Origin of the sequence: Amycolatopsis sp. WQ 127309 (assembly GCF_023023025.1) — a bacterium.
GTDB lineage: Bacteria > Actinomycetota > Actinomycetes > Mycobacteriales > Pseudonocardiaceae > Amycolatopsis.
The window spans coordinates 1,791,942-1,807,815 of the sequence record NZ_CP095481.1; the positions used below are offsets into that span (position 1 = coordinate 1,791,942).

Sequence of the window (15,874 nt, forward strand, 5' to 3'; positions counted from 1 at the left end):
TTCAGCCTCCCTGGACGGCGGTGAGCACGTCGAGCGCCGCGCCCTTGGGGACGGCGGTGGCCGCCCAGTCGCCGCGGCGGACGACCACGCCGTCGACCGCGACGGCGATCCCGGGCCGCTGCCCGCCGGCGGCGTCGAGGACGTCGGCGACGGTGGCGTCGTCCGGGAACTCCGTCCACTTGCCGTTGAGCTTGATCTCCATCACACGTGCTCCTTCTGGTGCAGGCGGGCGGGTGAAGCCGCTTCGACGCCTTCGGGCGGCTTCTCACCTTCGAGCCAGGCGACCACGGCGGCCGCGGTCACGGGGGCCAGCAGCAGGCCGTTGCGGTGGTGCCCGGTCGCGGCGTAGACGCCGTCGTCCAGGACGCCGAGGTACGGCAGCGCGTCACGGCTGCCGGCGCGCAGGCCCGCGGCCGTCTCGACCAGCTCGTACTCGGTGATCGCCGGGAAGACGCGCTCGGCGCCCTCGATCAGCTCGCGGACGCCGCGCGCGGTGACGGCCTGGTCGAAGCCCGCTTCGTACTGCGTCGCGCCGAGGACGAGCTCCTGGTCGCCGCGCGGGACGAGGTAGATCGGCCGGCCTTCGACCACGGCGCGGACGGTCCGCGTCGGCGGCGGCAGGCAGCCACGGCGCGGTTTGAGGCGGAGGATCTCGCCCTTGAGCGGGCGGACGGCGTCGGCCAGTTTCGGGTGCAGCCGCCCGGTCCAGGCGCCGGCGGCGAGCACGACGGCGTCGGCGTCCGGGATCGTTTCGACGCGTTCGCGGACGAACCGGACTTGGTGGTTGACGCAGGCCGCGTACAGCGCGTTGAGCAGTTTCCGGTTGTCCACGGCCAGGTCGCCGGGCACGTGGAGTCCACTTCGGACGGATCCGACGCCGGGTTCGAGCCGCTTGGCCGCGCGCCCGGTGAGGCGTTCGGCCGCGCGGCCGAGGGACTGCAGGTGGCCGGCGAGGATGTCGAGGTACCCGGCGTCGGCGCTGTCGAAGGCGACGACCAGCGTCCCGTGCTCGGCCAAGCCGGGATCGACGCCCTCTTGCTTGAGGTCGGCCGCGAAGCCGGGCCAGCGGCGGAGGGACTCTTCGCCGAGGGCGAGGACGTCTTCCTCGCCCGGCCAGGCCTCGGTGACCGGGGCGAGCATGCCGCCGGCCAGCCAGGACGCGCCACCGCGCACGGGTTCGGGGTCGTGGACGGTGACCGCGTGACCGTTCGCGGCCGCGCGCCACGCCGCGGACAGGCCGATCACGCCGGCACCGACCACGGCCACGGTGTTCGTCATGGGATCACGCTCCCTGCGCCGGCATGACCCGGATCAGGTTCCACGGTCGGAGCGGCAGCTCCCTCTCAGCCCGTGCCTCGGGCTCCCGTGCGGACTCCGTCACCCTACTGTGCCGTTCGTTACCAGTCCAACCACAGTCACGGCCGGATGGCTTTCGTGGCAACGGCACGTACCGCTCGAGGCCGGCCTGCTTTTGGCCGGACCGGTAACCGGCCAGGTACGGTCGCCGCTATGCCCGCCCTCTCCGGTGACAAGATCCGCGCCCGCCTCGACACCGCGCGCCTGTACCTGTGCACGGACGCCCGGACGACCCGCGGCGACCTCGCCGCGTTCGCCGACGCGGCCCTGTCCGGCGGCGTCGACATCATCCAGCTCCGGGACAAGACCGGCGCCTTGGAAGCCGCGGGCGAGATCGCGGCGCTGGAGGTGCTGGCGGAGGCGTGCGAGCGCCACGGAGCGCTGCTCTCGGTGAACGACCGGGCGGACGTGGCCCTGGCGGTCGGCGCGGACGTCCTCCACCTGGGCCAGGACGACATCCCGGTCCCCCTGGCCCGCCGCATCGTGGGCGACGACGTGGTGATCGGCCGCTCGACACACTCTCTTGACCAGGCTGCGGCCGCTGCTTCCGAGCCGGGTGTGGACTACTTCTGCACAGGCCCCTGCTGGCCGACGCCGACCAAGCCGGGCCGCTCGGCACCGGGCCTGGACCTGGTCCGTTCCACGGCCGCCGCCGCGGTGTCCCGGCCGTGGTTCGCCATCGGCGGCATCGACGTCCCGAGGTTGCCGGAGGTCCTGGCGGCGGGAGCGTCGCGGATCGTGGTGGTCCGGGCGATCACGGAGGCGGAGGACCCGGCTGCGGCAGCCCGCGAACTGCGCTCCCACCTGCTCTGACCCTGAAGTCCGTGAAGGACTCCTTACCGGCTCTTATGGCCGGTAAGGAGTCCTTCACGGCTTTACGGGGTCGGGGTGGACGCCGCGCCCTGGCTGGTCGGGGGTGCCGCCGAGGTTGTCGGCTTCTGCGACGTCGTACTCGGCGTTGTCGGGGTTGTGGTCGGCGTGTCCGACGAGGTCGTCGGTGGGGTGTTCGACTGGGTCGTCGTCGGCGACGTGTCCGTCGGTGAGTCCTGGGTGTCGTTCGTCGAGGTCGAGGGCGTCGTCGACGGGGTCGGGGTCGAGGGGCCCGAGCCGCTGCCGAAGATCTTGCCGATGCCCGCTCCCGTGCCGCCCGCCACCTTGCCGCCCGTGGCCGCGTCCACGCTGACCATCGCCAGGATCGCCACCGCGAACGCCACCACGCTCGTGCCGATGATCAGCGGCCAGCGCAGTTTGCGCAGCCTGCCCGGCTCGTCGTCCGGACCGTCCGTGGGCAGGTCGTCCGGGCGCTTCAGCCGGACCGTGGGTTGCTCGGCCAAGGGCACCTCGGCGCCACCTCGGCGGCGGATCCCCGACGTCGCCAACTGGCGGGCCTTCGACGCGGCCGCGCGCGTGCGCTGCAGTGAGCGCAGGTACACCTCGCCGCCGACCGTGGTGATCACGCTCGCCACGCCCGCGCCGGCCACCGTGCCCGCCACGCCGAGCGTCGACCCCAGCAGCGCCGCCGTCACCGCCGCGAGCGCCGCCGCCATCACCTGCGCGATGCGCAGTCCTGACTTTGCTTCCTTCGTTTCGGAAGTCGCTGCGTTCTCCTTGCTCATGATCCCGATCCGGTAGTAAGTCTTCTCCCCTGTCCAACGTGTAAGGCGCGCGGGAAACTCCCTGCGTTGCCGCGGCGTGAGGAGCGCCACGTTGACCGTCCACTATGGACAGTGTAAACCGAACGGTTTCTTGACATACTCGGCACATGGAACTGGTCACGATCTCCGACATCGAGGCGGCCGCGAAGCGCGTCGAAGGTGTCGCCGTGCGCACGCCGCTGTTGCTCCAGACGTGGGACCCGCGCGGGTCCTTGTGGCTCAAACCCGAGAGCCTGCAACCGATCGGCGCGTTCAAGGTGCGCGGCGCGTTCAACGCGATCGGCACCCTCGACGACGCGACGCGCGCCCGCGGCGTCATCGCCTACTCGAGCGGCAACCACGCGCAGGCCGTCGCGTACGCGGCGCGGCAGTACGGCGTGCCCGCGGTGATCGTCGTGCCGGACGTCGCACCGCGGATCAAGGTCGAGGCCACCCGCTCGTACGGCGCCGAGGTGATCGAGGTGCCGATCGGCGAACACGAGGCCAAAGCGCACGAACTGGCCGCCGAACGCGGGCTGACCCTCGTCCCGCCCTACGACCACGCGGCGATCATCGCCGGGCAGGGCACCGCGGGCCTGGAGATCGCCGAAGACCTGCCGGACGTCGACGTCGTGCTGGTGCCGGTCAGCGGCGGCGGGCTCGCCGCCGGCGTCGGCACCGCGATCAAGGCGCGCTGCCCGCGGGCGCGGGTCATCGGCGTCGAGCCCGTGCTGGCCGGTGACACGACCGAGGGCCTGCGGCTGGGCCGCCAGGTCGACTGGCCGATGGCCGACCGCGCTCGCACGATCGCCGACGGCCTGCGCGCGCAGCCGTCCGAGCTGACCTTCGCGCACCTCACGAAGGTCGTCGACGCCATGGTGACGGTCACCGAGGACGAGATCCGCGACGCCGTCCGGACGCTGGCGCACAAGGCCCGCCTGGTCGCCGAGCCCAGCGGCGCGGTGACGACGGCGGCCTACCTGCACCACGCGGCCGAGCTGCCCACCGGCCGCACGGTGGCGATCGTCTCCGGCGGCAACATCGACCCGGCGCTGTTCGCGGAGATCCTGGCCTGACCCGCTCGGCCCGCATGGGCCCCGTCAGGAGCCGGCGGCCGGGGCCCCTCGGCGCACGTGTGTCGGCGGGCCCTCGACGCCGCAGCTGAAGCACTCGCCCAGGTGGGGCGACTCGTCGGCGACCGGAGGCGCGGCCGGCGGCGCGGGCGCGGGGGTGGGCGGCGCGAGGACGCCGTTGTGGATGCCGAGCGCGATCAGCCCGCCGGCGATGGCCAGGACCGCGCAGATGATCAACGCCGTCCGCCAGCCCGCGGTCAGCGCGACCGGGTCGTTGTACGCCTCGCCGGTCAGCCCGGCCGCGGCGGGCAGCACCGCCACCGCCAGCAGGCCGCCGGAGCGGGCGATCGCGTTGTTGACGCCCGACGCGACGCCGGCGTAGCGGTCCGGGGCCGCGGCGAGCACCGTCGCGGTCACCGGGGCCACCACGGTCGCCAGGCCCAGCCCGAACACGACGACCGCGGGCAGCACGGCCCCGAGGTAGGACGCGCCGGGCGCGATGCGCAGCATCAGCAGCATCCCGATGCCGACGACGATCGGCCCGACCACCAGCTGCGTCCGCGGGCCGATGCGCTGCGCGAGCGCGCCCGAGCGGCCCGAGAGCAGCAGCATGATCACCGTGAGCGGCAGCCCGGACAGGCCGGCCGCGGTCGGCGAGTAGCCGAGCGAGACCTGCAGCTGCATGACCATCAGCATCAGCACGCCGCCGAGTGCCGCGTACATGGCGAAGGTCAGCGCGTTGGACAGGGTGAACGTCCGGTCGCGGAACAGCGACGGCGGCACCAGCGGCTCCCGCGAGCGGTGCTGGACGAACACGAACGCGGCCAGCCCCGCGATCCCCAGCACGCCCGCGACCAGCACGATCGGGTCGCCGATGCCGCGTCCCGGCGCCTCGACCAGCGCGCCGGTGATCCCGGCGAGGCCGATCGCGCCGAGCGCGGCGGCGCCGAAGTCCGGGTGCCCGGTCGCTTCCTCGTCCCGCGACTCGGGCACGAACTTGCGCGCCATGAAGACGACGGCGACCGCGATCGGCACGTTGATCAGGAACGCCAGCCGCCACGACCACAGCTGGACCAGCAGCCCGCCGAGCAGCGGCCCGGCGGCGGCCGCGATGCCGCCGAGGCCGGACCACGCGCCGATCGCGCGGGCGCGCGCGTCGTGCGCGAAGGACGACTGGAGGATCGCCAGTGATCCGGGCGTCAGGAGCGCGCCGCCGATGCCCTGCAGGATGCGCGTCGCGACGAGCATCTCGGTCGACGTCGCGGCGGCGCACAGCCCGGACGCGACGCCGAACCAGACGACGCCGATGAGGTACATGCGGCGCCGGCCGTACCGGTCGCCGAGCGAGCCGGCGACCAGGATGAGCGCGGCGAGCGCCAGCATGTAGCCGTCGAGGATCCACTGGAGCCCGGCGACGGACGCCCCCAGCTCGGTGCCGATGCGGGGCAGGGCGACGTTGACGATCGTGCCGTCGAGCATCGCCATGCCGGAGCCGAGGATGGTCGTGGCGAGCACGCCGCGCGCGGCGTGCGTCCCCCACCGGATCCCGGTGTCTTCGGTGGCTGTCACCAGCACACTCCACCGTGCCCGAAGACCCCCGTCAACCTGGCCCTACGGCATCAGCGTCGTGACGAACTTGTAGCGGTCCCCCCGGTAGATCGCGCGGGCGAACTCCACCGGCTTGCCATCGGTGGCGAACGAGTGCCGCGTCAGCATCAGCACCGGCATGCCGACGTCCGCCCCGAGCATCTCCGCTTCCTGCGGCCCGGCGAGCGACGTCTCGATCGTCTCCTCCGCGCGTTCCAGTTCGACGCCGTAGTGCTCACGCAGAACGGCGTACAACGACGCGCCCGCCGAGACGTGCTTGCGCAAACCGCGGAAGCGGCCCAGCGGCAGGTGCGTCGTCTCCAGTGCCATCGGCTGGGAATCCGCCAGTCGAAGCCGTCGAAGGCGAAGAATTTTCGCGCCCGTCCGGATTCCGAGCAGTTTCGCCAGATCGCCCTCGACCGGGAGCTCCTCGACTTCCAGGAGCTTGGACGACGGCTTCAGGCCCTGCTTGCGCATGTCCTCGGTGTAGGAGGACAACTGCAGCCGCTGGGCGAGCTTCGGCTCGGCCGCAAAGGTGCCTTTTCCCTGCACACGGTGCAGCCGGCCCTCGGCGGTGAGGTCGGCCAGCGCCTGGCGCACGGTGGTGCGGGAGACCGTGAACTCCCCGGCGAGCGCGCGTTCCGTCGGGATCGGCGACCCGGGCGGCAGCACGTCGAGCAGGTCCAGCAGGTGCTGTTTCAGTGCCCAGTACTTGGGCTCTCGCTGACCGCGCATCCCGGCGACGGCACCCGCCTCGCCCGCGGTGGTGGTGTCCAACATGCCCGACTCCCTATGTCTTCCCTCATAACACGCCACGTCCCCGTAAGAAACGTACCCTTTTCCCCAAACGCGCCGCCCCACTAAGATTGGTCTAGACCTGACCGACGCCGCCTGAGTCCGGTACATAATGCCGGAGGTGGAGAGGAAAATGATGACCGAACAACGGCCCGGCGAGCACATGGCCGCGGAGATCGCCCAGCAGCCGGACGTCTTGGCCGGACTGGTCGAGCGTCAGGCGGAAATCGCCGGGGTGGCGGAAAAGATCTCACAACGCCCCCCGCGCTTCGCTTTGCTCGCCGCGCGTGGATCGAGTGACCACGCAGCGTTGTATGCGAAGTACCTGATCGAGGTAATGCTCGGCCTTCCGGCTGGTCTTGTCTCACCGTCCACGGCGACGCTGTACGGCGCGCGGCCCGATTTGCGGGACGTGCTGTTCGTCACGGTCAGCCAGAGCGGTGGCTCACCTGACCTGATCGAGGTGACCGAGACGGCCCGGCGCCAGGGCGCGCTGACCGTGTCCGTCACCAACACGCCCGAGTCACCGCTGCGCGCGGCGTCGGAGCTCGGCATCGACATCGGCGCCGGTGTCGAGACGGCCGTCGCCGCGACCAAGACGTACTCCGCCACCCTGATGGCGCTGTACCTGCTGATCGACGCGGTGCGCGGCGGCAAGGCGGCCGACGCCGAGAAGATCGGCGAGCTGGCCCAGCAGACCCTCGACGGCTCCGTCGAGGGCGTCCAGCGCGCGGTCGACCGCTACCGCTTCGTGGACCGCGTCCTCACGACCGGCCGCGGTTACTCCTACGCGTCCGCGCTCGAAGGCGCGCTCAAGCTGGCCGAGACCAGCTACCTCGCCGCCCGCGCGTACAGCGGCGCGGACCTGCTGCACGGCCCGGTCGCGGCGGTCAACGGCGAGACCGCCGTGCTCGCGGTGACCAGCGCCGGGCACGGCGGCCAGGCGATGCACGAGGTCCTCGAGGCCGTCGGCAAGCGCGGCGCGGACGTCCTCGCCGTCGGCTCGGCCGCCTCCGAGGTGCCCGCGGCGCTGCGCATCGACGTCGCGCCGACCGTCGAGGAGCTGGCGCCGATCCTGGAGATCCTGCCGCTCCAGCGGCTCGCGCTCGGCCTGTCGCTGGCCCGCGGCGGCGACCCGGACAGCCCGCGCGGCCTGCTGAAGGTGACCAAGACCCGGTGACCTTCGCTGTCGGCGTGGACGCCGGCGGCACGTCGACCAGGGCCGCACTGGTCGACGCCGCCGGCGTCGTGCTGGGTACCGGGCGCGGCGGCGGCGCCAACCCCAACGCGCACGCGCCCGAGGTGGCCGCGGGCCGGATCGCCGACGCGATCACCGCGGCCCTCGGCGGGCGCGACCCCGGCGGCGTGCGCGCGTGCGTCGTCGGCATGGCCGGGGTCAGCAAGCTGAGCGACCCGGCGATCGCGGCCGTGTTCGACGCGGCGTGGACCCGGATCGGGCTCACCGGCGTCGTGCGCACGGTCGCCGACGCCGAAGTGGCGTACGCGTCCGCGACCGCCGCGCCGGACGGGACCGTGCTCGTCGCCGGCACCGGCTCGATCGCGGGCCGGATCCGCAAGCGGCGGCTGGCCGGCACCGCGGGCGGTTACGGCTGGCTGCTCGGTGACGAGGGGTCGGCGTTCTGGCTCGGCCGCGAAGCCGTCCGGTCCACTTTGGAGGCACTCGGGCGCGGGTTGTCACTCGACGGCCTCCCCTCGGCGGTGCTCGCCGAAGCGCTCGGACCGTCCGGTGTGGACGTCCGGACCGACGCCGAGCGGCTCGCCGCGTCCCGGGCGTTGATCACGAACGCCAACGCGGAGGCGCCGGTGCGGCTGGCCCGGTTCGCCCCCTTGGTGAGCGCGGCGCACGACGCCGGCGAGCCCGCGGCGGGCGAAATCGTGGCCCGCGGGGCCGGGCTACTGGTCGCGAACGCCCTCGCCGCGCGCGAGCCCGGCGAGTCGACCCCGGTCGTCCTCGTCGGTTCGGTGCTCACCGGGAGCAGCCCGGTCGGGGCGCTCGTGCGGCGTGGATTGACCGGTCTCGAGGTGCTGACCAGCTCCGATGGGGTGCTCGGGGCGGCCTGGCTGGCCGCCGTCGACGCCTTCGGCGAGGGGGCACCGAGACCCGCGCTCCTGCGAAAATGAGCAAAACGCGGCGCGAAGACGTGAAAACGTCGACTGAACCCGGGTAGTCCGGGTACCGTAGGCAGTGGCCCCCGGACCCTCCCCCCTCGCCGGGGGCCGCCTTATGCCCCGGGTACGTCCTCCGGCCGGGTTTCGGGGGTCAAGCGCAGGCCCGGGTGCTCCGGCGGCAACGCGCGGTAGAGCACCCAGCCACTGACCGCGACGGTCAGCGCGACCAGCGGCCACGACAGCACCGTGCGGGCCACGCCGAGCGCGATCACCTGGCCGGACCACCACAGCAGGCCGTAGACGACGACGCGCAGCACGTACTGGCCGAACACCCACACCCAACTCGCCCTCGAGTAGGCCTTGAGCAGGACGGGGTCGCGGCGCCAGCGCGTCTTCTGGCCCAGCACCAGGCCCACGACGACACCGAGCAGCGGCCAGCGGACCACGATGCTGGCCGCCCAGAGCAGCGCGCTGGCCACATTGGACATCAGCTGCAGCAGGAAGAAGTCCTGGGCGCGGCCGGTGTGCAGCGCGATCAGCGCGGCCGCGACGACGGCGGCGAGGCTGACCACGATCGCGCGGATCTTGCCGCCGCGGGCGTACCGGAAGACCCCGAGCGCGACGGCGACCGCGATGGCGGCGCCGGCCCCCCAGGCGATGGACTGGCCGGCCGCGAGCCAGCCCACGACGAAACCGACCGGCGGGATGCTGGCGTCGAGCGCACCTCGGCGGCCGCCGAGGATCTGCGCGAGCGACTCGCGGGGTTGTTCGGACACGTGTCCAGCCTGCCGGATCAGCCCCGGAACGCCCCGGCCGGGGAGATCTTCGCCACATCGGGTGCCGGTTTTAACTCCGAGTGTGCTGTTTCACGGCATACCGAAGGTGAAGACTGCGTAATACAGAAGCGCGGAAGGCCGACAAGATAAGACACTGTTACCGCTGGCTGAACCCGCGGTGGCGGTGGGCGCATCGTGGGGGTGCGGCCCGATTCGTTAGTTGGGGTGTACAACTATATGTCGGGGTGGGTCGGTCGCAGGACGGGAAGGGGACCCAACGTGTACGGATTCGACAGCTATGTGGCGCTCGGTGACAGCTTCACCGAGGGGCTCAACGACGCGTTGCCGGACGGTTCGTTCCGGGGCTGGGCCGATCGGCTAGCCGAGATCCTGGCGGCCGGGCGGTCCGACTTCCGGTACGCGAACCTGTCCCTGCGGGGCAAGATGCTCGACGAGATCATGGACGAGCAGCTGCCGATCGCGCTGGAGCTGAAGCCCGACCTGGTCACGCTCTGCGCCGGCGGCAACGACATCATCGTCCCGGGCGCCGACGTCGAAGCGGTCGTCGAGCGGTTCGAGGAGGGCGTCGCGAAGCTGCGCGAGGCCGGCATCCCGGTACTGATCTTCAACGGCCCGGACACCAAGGTGCTGTCGGTGATGTCGGTGCTGCGCGGCAAGGTGGCGATCTACAACACGCACCTGTGGGCGATCGCGGAGCGCCACGGAGCCCGCATGGTCGACCTGTGGACAATGGGCCCGCTACACGACCGCCGAGCCTGGAGCGACGATCGTCTCCACTTCTCCCCGGAGGCCCACCGCCGCATAGCCCTGAAGTCGGCGGAGGTCCTGGGCATCCCGGTGGCCAGCGACTGGCGCGAGCCGTGGCCATCGGAGGACACCCCGAGCCGCTGGATCGACTCGCGCAGGTCGGACCTGGCGTGGACGAAGGTGCACCTGCTGCCGTGGATCCGCCGCCAGCTACGAGGCGAGTCGATGGGGGACGGCCTGTCCCCGAAGCGGCCGCAGCTGGCGCCGTTGGTGCCGATCGAGGTTCTCGAAGCGGCGGAGAACGCTCAGCAACAGCAGCAGGCCAGCTGAGGGTTGGGGTTTCCGGGGGTTGCCCTCGGGACGTCGGGGGTCTTCTCGCCTCGGGGCTGGTTGCTGCTGGGCTGGGGGTTGTTCTGCCCTGCGGTTTGTCCTGCTGCCTGCGGCTCTGTGGTTAGTTCTGCTGCCGCCCTGTGGCTGGTTCTGCTTGCCCGCCCTGCGGCTGATCTCGGTGCCGGTCCTAGCGGCACATATCTGTGGGCGCCCGGCACGGCTCAGGACCACCGGAACTCCGGCCGCCCGCGCACCTCAAGTCCGCCGAGCCGCCTGACGGCCGAAGGATCGCCTGACTGCAAGCCCTGCCGAACCCGACTTCGGGCTCAAGAGCCAAGCGAACTGCGAACCTCAGCCGAGCTGGAACATCAGCTTTAGCCCAAACTGCGGGCGCAACCGACCAGCGCTTGCACGTCTGCCACGCCCAGCTCGACGCCCTGTCTGGTCGGCTGCCGAGGTCTGTGGGGATCGGCAGCTCTGCCCGCCCACTCGGCTCTACCCGCCCGCTCCGCGCAGCTCGCTTGCTCTGCCCTGCCGCTCCGTGCAGTTCCGCCGCTCCGCTACACCTGACTCCGCTCCGTCCCACCCGCTCCGCCAGCCAGCCCGCGCGCTCCTCAGCCCCGCCGCCCGCTCCGCTCCGCTGCGCCAAGCTCGCCCACTCGCTCCGCTACGCCGGCTCCGCTCAGCTCCGCCCGTTGCACTGCACCAGGGCGCTGCTCCGCCCACCCGCTGCGCTCTGCTCCAGCAGCCAGCCAGCGCGCTCCGCTCAGCCCGACGCCTGCTCCGCTGCGCTCCACCAGGCTCGCTCCGCCTGCTCCCGCAGTTCCGCTCACTCGCCTCCGCCCGCTGCGCTGCTTCGCCCCACCAGCTGCGCCAGGCTCTGCTCTGCCCGCTGCGCCCGGCTGCGGTCCGCTGCTCCATTCGCTCCGCTCGGCCCACTCGCTCCGCTCGCTGCGCCAGGCTCCGCCGCTGCGCCGGACCCAGCTCCACCAGGTTCGCTTCGCTCACCCGCTCCGCTCGGCTCCGCCCGACTCCGCCGGACTGCTCAGCTCCGCCCGCCAGACTCTCGCCAGCCCGCTCCGCTCGCTGCGCCAGGCTCGCTCCGCCAGGCTGCACTCCGCTGCTCCACCCGCTGCGCTCCGTCCGCCTGCTGCACAAGGCTCGCTCGCTACACCAGACTCCGCTCAGCTCGCTTCGCTCAGCTCCGCCCGTTGCGCTCTGCTCCGCCCGCTCCACCAGGCTCGCCCCGCTGCGCCAGGCTCCGCCAGCTCGCGCAACGCCCGCCGCGCCAGACTCCGCTGCGCTGCTTCGCTCAGCTCCGCCCGTTGCGCTCTGCTCCGCCCGCTCCACCAGGCTCGCCCCGCTGGGCCAGGCTCCGCCAGCTCGCGCAACGCCCGCTGCGCTGCTTCGCTCCGCTGCGCCAGACTCCGCTTCGCTCAGCGACGACCACCCCCACCAACCTGCGAAAACCGCCCCCTGGTGACCCACAGACGTACCCCACCACTCCCAAGGGGGGCCGCCCGTCTCCAGCGTAACGAGGTGATCCGACAGAACGTGTCCGGACGATCACCGCAACTCCAGTTGTCCACATGTCGACCCGGCTGGGGACAAACTGTGGACGGACCGCTCTCCCAGGTCGCCAAGCCGCCTCGTCCGGCTTACAGTCGCTTCATGTCCGGTGGGCGTGGCTGGATCCGGTTGATCCCGATCGCGGTGCTGGTCACGGCGCTGCTGGCGGGGGTCGTGACCTGGGCGCAGGCCGGGAGCGTCCAGCGCGACCTCACCACGAAGTCCCAGGACGCGCTCGCCGCCGCGGGGCTTCCCGCGGGCTCCGTCAGCTTCGACGGCCGGGATGCCACCCTCAGCGGCTTTCCGCCCGACAAGGCCTTGCGCGCCCTCGATGTGGTCCAGAACGTCGATGGCGTCCGGGCCGCGCAGATCTCCGGCGACGTCATCCCCGTGGCCCCGACACCGAGCCCCAGCCCCAGCCCCAGCCAGAGCCCGACAAGGACAACACAACCGACGAAGACAACGAGCCCACCGCCGCCGCCCACCGACAAGGCCGGTGTGCAGGCCGAGATCGATCGGATGCTCGCCGAAGCGCCCATCGCCTTCGTACCGAACACCGCTCGGCTCACTCCCGAAGGCGAGCAGGCCGCCAAGGGCGTCGCCGTCGCGCTCGCGAAGTCGCCCGCGACCTTCCGGTACCGCGTCACCGGGCACGTCGCCCGGGGGCCCGGTGGCGAGAGCGCCGCTCTGAAACTCTCCCGGGACCGCGCCCGGGCCGTCGCGCGGATCCTCACGTCGAACGGGCTGACCGCCGGGCGCGTGACGTCGCGGGGGCTGGGTGACACCCGGCCCGCCGCCGGTGGCGAAGAGGACCGGCGCGTCGAGATCACCGTCGTCTGAAGGGGTGTGAGCAGATGGTGTGGCTGTTCGGGCAGATCTGGCTGTGGCTGATCGTCGCCTTCGCCCTCGGTGCGCTCTCCGCGTGGCTCGTCCTGCGCACCCAGCACACCGCGCCGGAGCCCACCCGGGAACCCGAGCCCTACTACGAGCCCACGCCCCGCGATGAAGCCGAGCAGACGCAGTTCATCCCCGCCGCGAACTTCCAGCCGACGGAGGAGTCCCGCTACGACGAGGACACCCCCGAGCCCGCCGGGCACCGGGAAGGGCACCTCCCGCTGCCGCCGCAACGCGGGGCCCAGGACGAGTACTGGCCCGCCGAAGAGGAACCGGCCTGGCCCGAAGCGGACGACCTGCCCGACGCCACCCACCAGTGGCCGCAGGCTCCGCACCAGCCTGGGCGCGGTGCCTGACACCCATCCTGGTAAATTCGGCTACGCACTGTGAGCGAGGCTGAGAAGGGGGTGGCGTGGCGCTCCCCCATTGGACGCCCCAGCAGGTTCTGCCGCCGGGCCGCCACGCCGGCGACCTCGCCGACGTCTACGAGCGCCTGGTCTTCGACGCCCCGCACCAGAACGAGCGCGAGATCCTCTTCAGCGCGCTCAACAGCTACCTCGGCGTGGCCCGCCGGATCATGCCGTCGGGGCGCGCGTGGATCGGCGGCGAGCTGGTCACGCGCACCGCGCACCCGCCGCGCGGTCTCGACGTCGTCCTCATCCCGGACGAGTGGGGCGCGCTGAAGCGGCTCGACGACGAAGGCCGGTCGGCGCTGTACGGCCTGCTGACCCTGCGCGGCGTGATCGTCGGGCAGCCCGCGATGTACCTGGACCAGGTGCAGCCGGTCGGGGGCATGCTGGACGGCTTCCTGTGCCGCCCCGGCGACGAGGACACCTGGGCCGAGGTCTGGGCCGCAGGCGGCAAGGGCTACCCGGAGATGATCTGGTGAGGAACGAGTTCCGGCGCATCGCCGACGAGATCCCGGGCGGCACCTGGCTGGACGACCTGGCGCGCGCGTCGGCGATGGCCGCGAACGCCAAGTTCGAGCGGACGTCCCGCTCGCCGCTGCTGCACGTGTCCGTGATCGGCGAGCAGCACATCGACGCCTACACCTTCTCCGACATCAGCCGGGCGCTGCAGGACGCGACGGCCAAGATCGGGCACATCATCCGGAACCCCTCGGGCGAGGTCACCATCGTCCAGCAGGCCGACCGGGACAAGGCGCCGCTGATCCAGCGCGGCCAGGCCGGCAACGCGATCTTCTTCGGCTTCCCGGAGCTCGACGTCGCCGACGACGCGCTGATCGTGGACGGCATCGAGACGCTGTCCGAGCGGGCCGTGAAGGAGCTGTGCGACTTCCTGCCGGCCAACGGCTCGGACGACGGCGCGCTCGACGCCGTGCTGCTGCAGCGCGACACCGTCCGCAACGCCGTGAGCGACATCGTCAACGCCGTCGCCAAGAACGCCGGCATCGGGATGGCGCTGACGCCGACCGCCGGCGAGCAGGTCACCCGCAGCATGACGACCGAGCAGGCGCGGATCCTGCAGGGCAGCCTCCGGGAGTCCCGCGAGGCGGTCGGCTACGAGACGGTGCGCGGGCGGCTCGACGGCGTCCGCACCCGGCGGCGGATCTTCTACCTCGACCGCGAGTCGGGCGGGACCATCCAGGGCGCCGTGGCCGAGGACCTGCTCGACGAGATCAAGGAGAACCTCGACCACCCGGTGACCGCCCGGCTGCGGGTCGTGCGCACGACCACGATCGACGGCCGCCGCGGCCGGCCGGTGTTCGAGCTCCTCGAGATCACTCCCGAAGTGAGTCTTTTCGACTGAGAAGTCCGATATCCGGCCTGCACTCCGCGACCGACCCGCCACTCGTCGTAGGCCTCACGGCGGTGCCGGGATGTTCGTGCCGAATTTACGATACCGGCCGTGAGGTCGCGGAAGACCGCATCGGACAGTGGGAACTCCGATATTCTTCCCATTGATCACCGGGCCACACCCTGCGCGCGAGGTCAGGAAATACCGATACCCGGCGCAAAATGGTGGGACAATGACTTTTTCCAGAATGTAACAATTTCGTTCTGGGCCACACTTATGGGTTAACGTCGTCGCACTCCCATCCGAAGGGGCAGGCATGATGACCGACCCGCAGTACCCGCCGACCACCGCGCGCCACGGCAGCAGGCCGGCGCCGCCGGTGACGGCCACTGAGCGTCGTCAAGCGAATGCGAAACCCGCCCGGAACATCCTGGCGATCGTCGGCCTGCTCCTCGGGATCGCGGCCCTGGCCGTCGCTTTCGTCCCGGACATCGGGTTCGTCGCGTGGCCCCTGGGCGCGATCGGGCTGGTCCTGGGCGTCCTCGGGGTGGTCCAGGTCAAGAAGGGCACCGTGGGCGGCCGCGGGCTGGCGATCACCGCCGTCGTCGTCTCCGTCGTGGCGCTGCTCTCGACCGGCGGGATGCTGGTCTACTCGACCTTCCTCGGCGGCGGCAGCTCCGGGCTGCACATGCCCGCGGCGGCCGGCGACAAGCACGCCGTGGTCTTCCAGGTGACCTCCGCCGGCGGCGCGACCGTGCGCTACGGCAGCCTCAGCGACCAGCGCACCGAAACCGCGCCCGCGAGCACCGACGCGTGGCAGGGCCAGGCTTCGTACAACAATGGTTCCTATCTTTTGACGCTCACCGCGGACACGCGCAATTCGAATTCATACAACGATATCGCGTGCGCCATTCTCGTCGACGGCAAGAAGGTCGCGGAGAACAGCGGGACGAGCATCGCGCTCTGCACGGCCAACGTGGGCTGATCGGCGGCACCCGCCTGGCGACCGGCCGGCCTACCCCCATCTCGGCCGGCCGGGCCGCCACGAGCCGCTCCTGGCGGCTCCCGGCCCCGCTGGGTTTCCCTCGCGGGGCCTGGCACCGGCTTCAAAGCCTGCCCCTCCCCAGGGCTCCACCGGCACCGCCGAACCTACGCGGACGGCGGAGGCGGGCACTAAGAATCCACTAAGGATTCCCCGGTCACC

The 15,874-nt window shown here is 71.9% G+C and carries 16 protein-coding genes and 1 riboswitch; of the genes, 10 read left to right on the forward strand and 6 right to left on the reverse strand.

Translation table 11 applies throughout. From position 1 onward, the window contains the following. Position 1: 1 nt before the first annotated feature. Both thiS and thiO read right to left on the reverse strand, forming a co-directional pair. Positions 2 to 202: a sulfur carrier protein ThiS gene (gene thiS, locus MUY22_RS07960; protein ID WP_247058612.1), complete on the reverse strand. Its 201-nt coding sequence runs from the start codon at positions 200 to 202 to the stop codon at positions 2 to 4. Next, positions 202 to 1,278 carry a glycine oxidase ThiO gene (gene thiO, locus MUY22_RS07965; RefSeq protein ID WP_247058613.1) on the reverse strand — a complete coding sequence of 359 codons (1,077 nt, stop codon included), beginning with the start codon at positions 1,276 to 1,278 and terminating at the stop codon, positions 202 to 204. The genes thiS and thiO overlap by 1 nt, the downstream gene beginning before the upstream one ends. Next, a riboswitch (TPP riboswitch) is annotated at positions 1,272 to 1,377 on the reverse strand. (Overlaps the previous gene by 7 nt.) Positions 1,378 to 1,509: 132 nt before the next feature. Between thiO and thiE the strand changes: the two genes are divergently transcribed. Beyond that, on the forward strand, positions 1,510 to 2,169 hold the full coding sequence (thiE, locus tag MUY22_RS07970) for a thiamine phosphate synthase (protein ID WP_247058614.1): 660 nt from the start codon (positions 1,510 to 1,512) through the stop codon (positions 2,167 to 2,169). 62 nt (positions 2,170 to 2,231) lie between these two features. Here the strand turns inward: thiE and MUY22_RS07975 are convergent, their stop codons facing one another. Continuing rightward, positions 2,232 to 2,972 carry a hypothetical protein gene (locus tag MUY22_RS07975; RefSeq protein ID WP_247058615.1) on the reverse strand — a complete coding sequence of 247 codons (741 nt, stop codon included), beginning with the start codon at positions 2,970 to 2,972 and terminating at the stop codon, positions 2,232 to 2,234. A gap of 146 nt (positions 2,973 to 3,118) precedes the next feature. Here MUY22_RS07975 and MUY22_RS07980 point away from each other — a divergent pair, with 146 nt between their 5' ends. Further along, complete coding sequence (locus tag MUY22_RS07980; RefSeq protein ID WP_247058616.1) at positions 3,119 to 4,066, forward strand: threonine/serine dehydratase; 948 nt, start codon at positions 3,119 to 3,121, stop codon at positions 4,064 to 4,066. A gap of 24 nt (positions 4,067 to 4,090) precedes the next feature. Here MUY22_RS07980 and MUY22_RS07985 read toward each other — a convergent pair whose 3' ends face one another. Both MUY22_RS07985 and MUY22_RS07990 read right to left on the reverse strand, forming a co-directional pair. Continuing rightward, positions 4,091 to 5,632: an MFS transporter gene (locus MUY22_RS07985; RefSeq protein WP_247058617.1), complete on the reverse strand. Its 1,542-nt coding sequence runs from the start codon at positions 5,630 to 5,632 to the stop codon at positions 4,091 to 4,093. 42 nt (positions 5,633 to 5,674) lie between these two features. Then, positions 5,675 to 6,430, reverse strand: a complete 756-nt coding sequence (locus MUY22_RS07990; RefSeq protein WP_247058618.1) for a GntR family transcriptional regulator — start codon at positions 6,428 to 6,430, stop codon at positions 5,675 to 5,677. A 148-nt stretch (positions 6,431 to 6,578) separates the two neighbouring features. On the opposite strand from MUY22_RS07990, the gene MUY22_RS07995 reads away from it, so the two are divergent. Together MUY22_RS07995 and MUY22_RS08000 are read left to right on the forward strand one after the other, a co-directional pair. After that, complete coding sequence (locus MUY22_RS07995) at positions 6,579 to 7,625, forward strand: SIS domain-containing protein (protein WP_247063754.1); 1,047 nt, start codon at positions 6,579 to 6,581, stop codon at positions 7,623 to 7,625. Further along, on the forward strand, positions 7,622 to 8,587 hold the full coding sequence (locus tag MUY22_RS08000) for an N-acetylglucosamine kinase (protein ID WP_247058619.1): 966 nt from the start codon (positions 7,622 to 7,624) through the stop codon (positions 8,585 to 8,587). The genes MUY22_RS07995 and MUY22_RS08000 overlap by 4 nt, the downstream gene beginning before the upstream one ends. Positions 8,588 to 8,688: 101 nt before the next feature. On the opposite strand, the gene MUY22_RS08005 is transcribed toward MUY22_RS08000, so the two are convergent. Next, on the reverse strand, positions 8,689 to 9,351 hold the full coding sequence (locus MUY22_RS08005) for a DUF3159 domain-containing protein (RefSeq protein WP_247058620.1): 663 nt from the start codon (positions 9,349 to 9,351) through the stop codon (positions 8,689 to 8,691). Between the two features lie 279 nt (positions 9,352 to 9,630). Between MUY22_RS08005 and MUY22_RS08010 the strand changes: the two genes are divergently transcribed. From MUY22_RS08010 to MUY22_RS08035, 6 genes are all read left to right on the forward strand, one after another. After that, the gene (locus tag MUY22_RS08010) at positions 9,631 to 10,449 is read left to right on the forward strand and encodes an SGNH/GDSL hydrolase family protein (protein ID WP_247058621.1); all 819 of its coding nucleotides are present in this window, start codon (positions 9,631 to 9,633) and stop codon (positions 10,447 to 10,449) included. Between the two features lie 1,671 nt (positions 10,450 to 12,120). Next, on the forward strand, positions 12,121 to 12,858 hold the full coding sequence (locus MUY22_RS08015) for an OmpA family protein (RefSeq protein WP_247058622.1): 738 nt from the start codon (positions 12,121 to 12,123) through the stop codon (positions 12,856 to 12,858). 14 nt (positions 12,859 to 12,872) lie between these two features. Continuing rightward, positions 12,873 to 13,268 (forward strand): hypothetical protein, encoded by a 396-nt coding sequence (locus MUY22_RS08020; protein ID WP_247058623.1) that lies wholly within the window; start codon positions 12,873 to 12,875, stop codon positions 13,266 to 13,268. A 56-nt stretch (positions 13,269 to 13,324) separates the two neighbouring features. After that, a complete protein-coding gene (locus MUY22_RS08025) occupies positions 13,325 to 13,801 on the forward strand; it encodes a hypothetical protein (RefSeq protein ID WP_247058624.1) in 477 nt (158 codons plus the stop codon). Continuing rightward, positions 13,798 to 14,682, forward strand: coding sequence for a hypothetical protein (locus MUY22_RS08030; RefSeq protein ID WP_247058625.1), 885 nt, complete (start codon positions 13,798 to 13,800; stop codon positions 14,680 to 14,682). Before MUY22_RS08025 ends, MUY22_RS08030 begins: the two co-directional genes overlap by 4 nt. Before the next feature lie 304 nt (positions 14,683 to 14,986). After that, positions 14,987 to 15,655: a DUF4190 domain-containing protein gene (locus tag MUY22_RS08035; protein ID WP_247058626.1), complete on the forward strand. Its 669-nt coding sequence runs from the start codon at positions 14,987 to 14,989 to the stop codon at positions 15,653 to 15,655. Positions 15,656 to 15,874: the final 219 nt, after the last annotated feature.

What these genes read in the sequence shown, in the direction of transcription:
- thiS (WP_247058612.1), bottom strand. Translation starts at nt 202, where the DNA reads ATGGAGATCAAGCTCAACGGCAAGTGGACGGAGTTCCCGGACGACGCC.
- thiO (WP_247058613.1), bottom strand. Translation starts at nt 1,278, where the DNA reads ATGACGAACACCGTGGCCGTGGTCGGTGCCGGCGTGATCGGCCTGTCC.
- thiE (WP_247058614.1), top strand. Translation starts at nt 1,510, where the DNA reads ATGCCCGCCCTCTCCGGTGACAAGATCCGCGCCCGCCTCGACACCGCG.
- MUY22_RS07975 (WP_247058615.1), bottom strand. Translation starts at nt 2,972, where the DNA reads ATGAGCAAGGAGAACGCAGCGACTTCCGAAACGAAGGAAGCAAAGTCA.
- MUY22_RS07980 (WP_247058616.1), top strand. Translation starts at nt 3,119, where the DNA reads ATGGAACTGGTCACGATCTCCGACATCGAGGCGGCCGCGAAGCGCGTC.
- MUY22_RS07990 (WP_247058618.1), bottom strand. Translation starts at nt 6,430, where the DNA reads ATGTTGGACACCACCACCGCGGGCGAGGCGGGTGCCGTCGCCGGGATG.
- MUY22_RS07995 (WP_247063754.1), top strand. Translation starts at nt 6,579, where the DNA reads ATGATGACCGAACAACGGCCCGGCGAGCACATGGCCGCGGAGATCGCC.
- MUY22_RS08015 (WP_247058622.1), top strand. Translation starts at nt 12,121, where the DNA reads ATGTCCGGTGGGCGTGGCTGGATCCGGTTGATCCCGATCGCGGTGCTG.
- MUY22_RS08020 (WP_247058623.1), top strand. Translation starts at nt 12,873, where the DNA reads ATGGTGTGGCTGTTCGGGCAGATCTGGCTGTGGCTGATCGTCGCCTTC.
- MUY22_RS08035 (WP_247058626.1), top strand. Translation starts at nt 14,987, where the DNA reads ATGATGACCGACCCGCAGTACCCGCCGACCACCGCGCGCCACGGCAGC.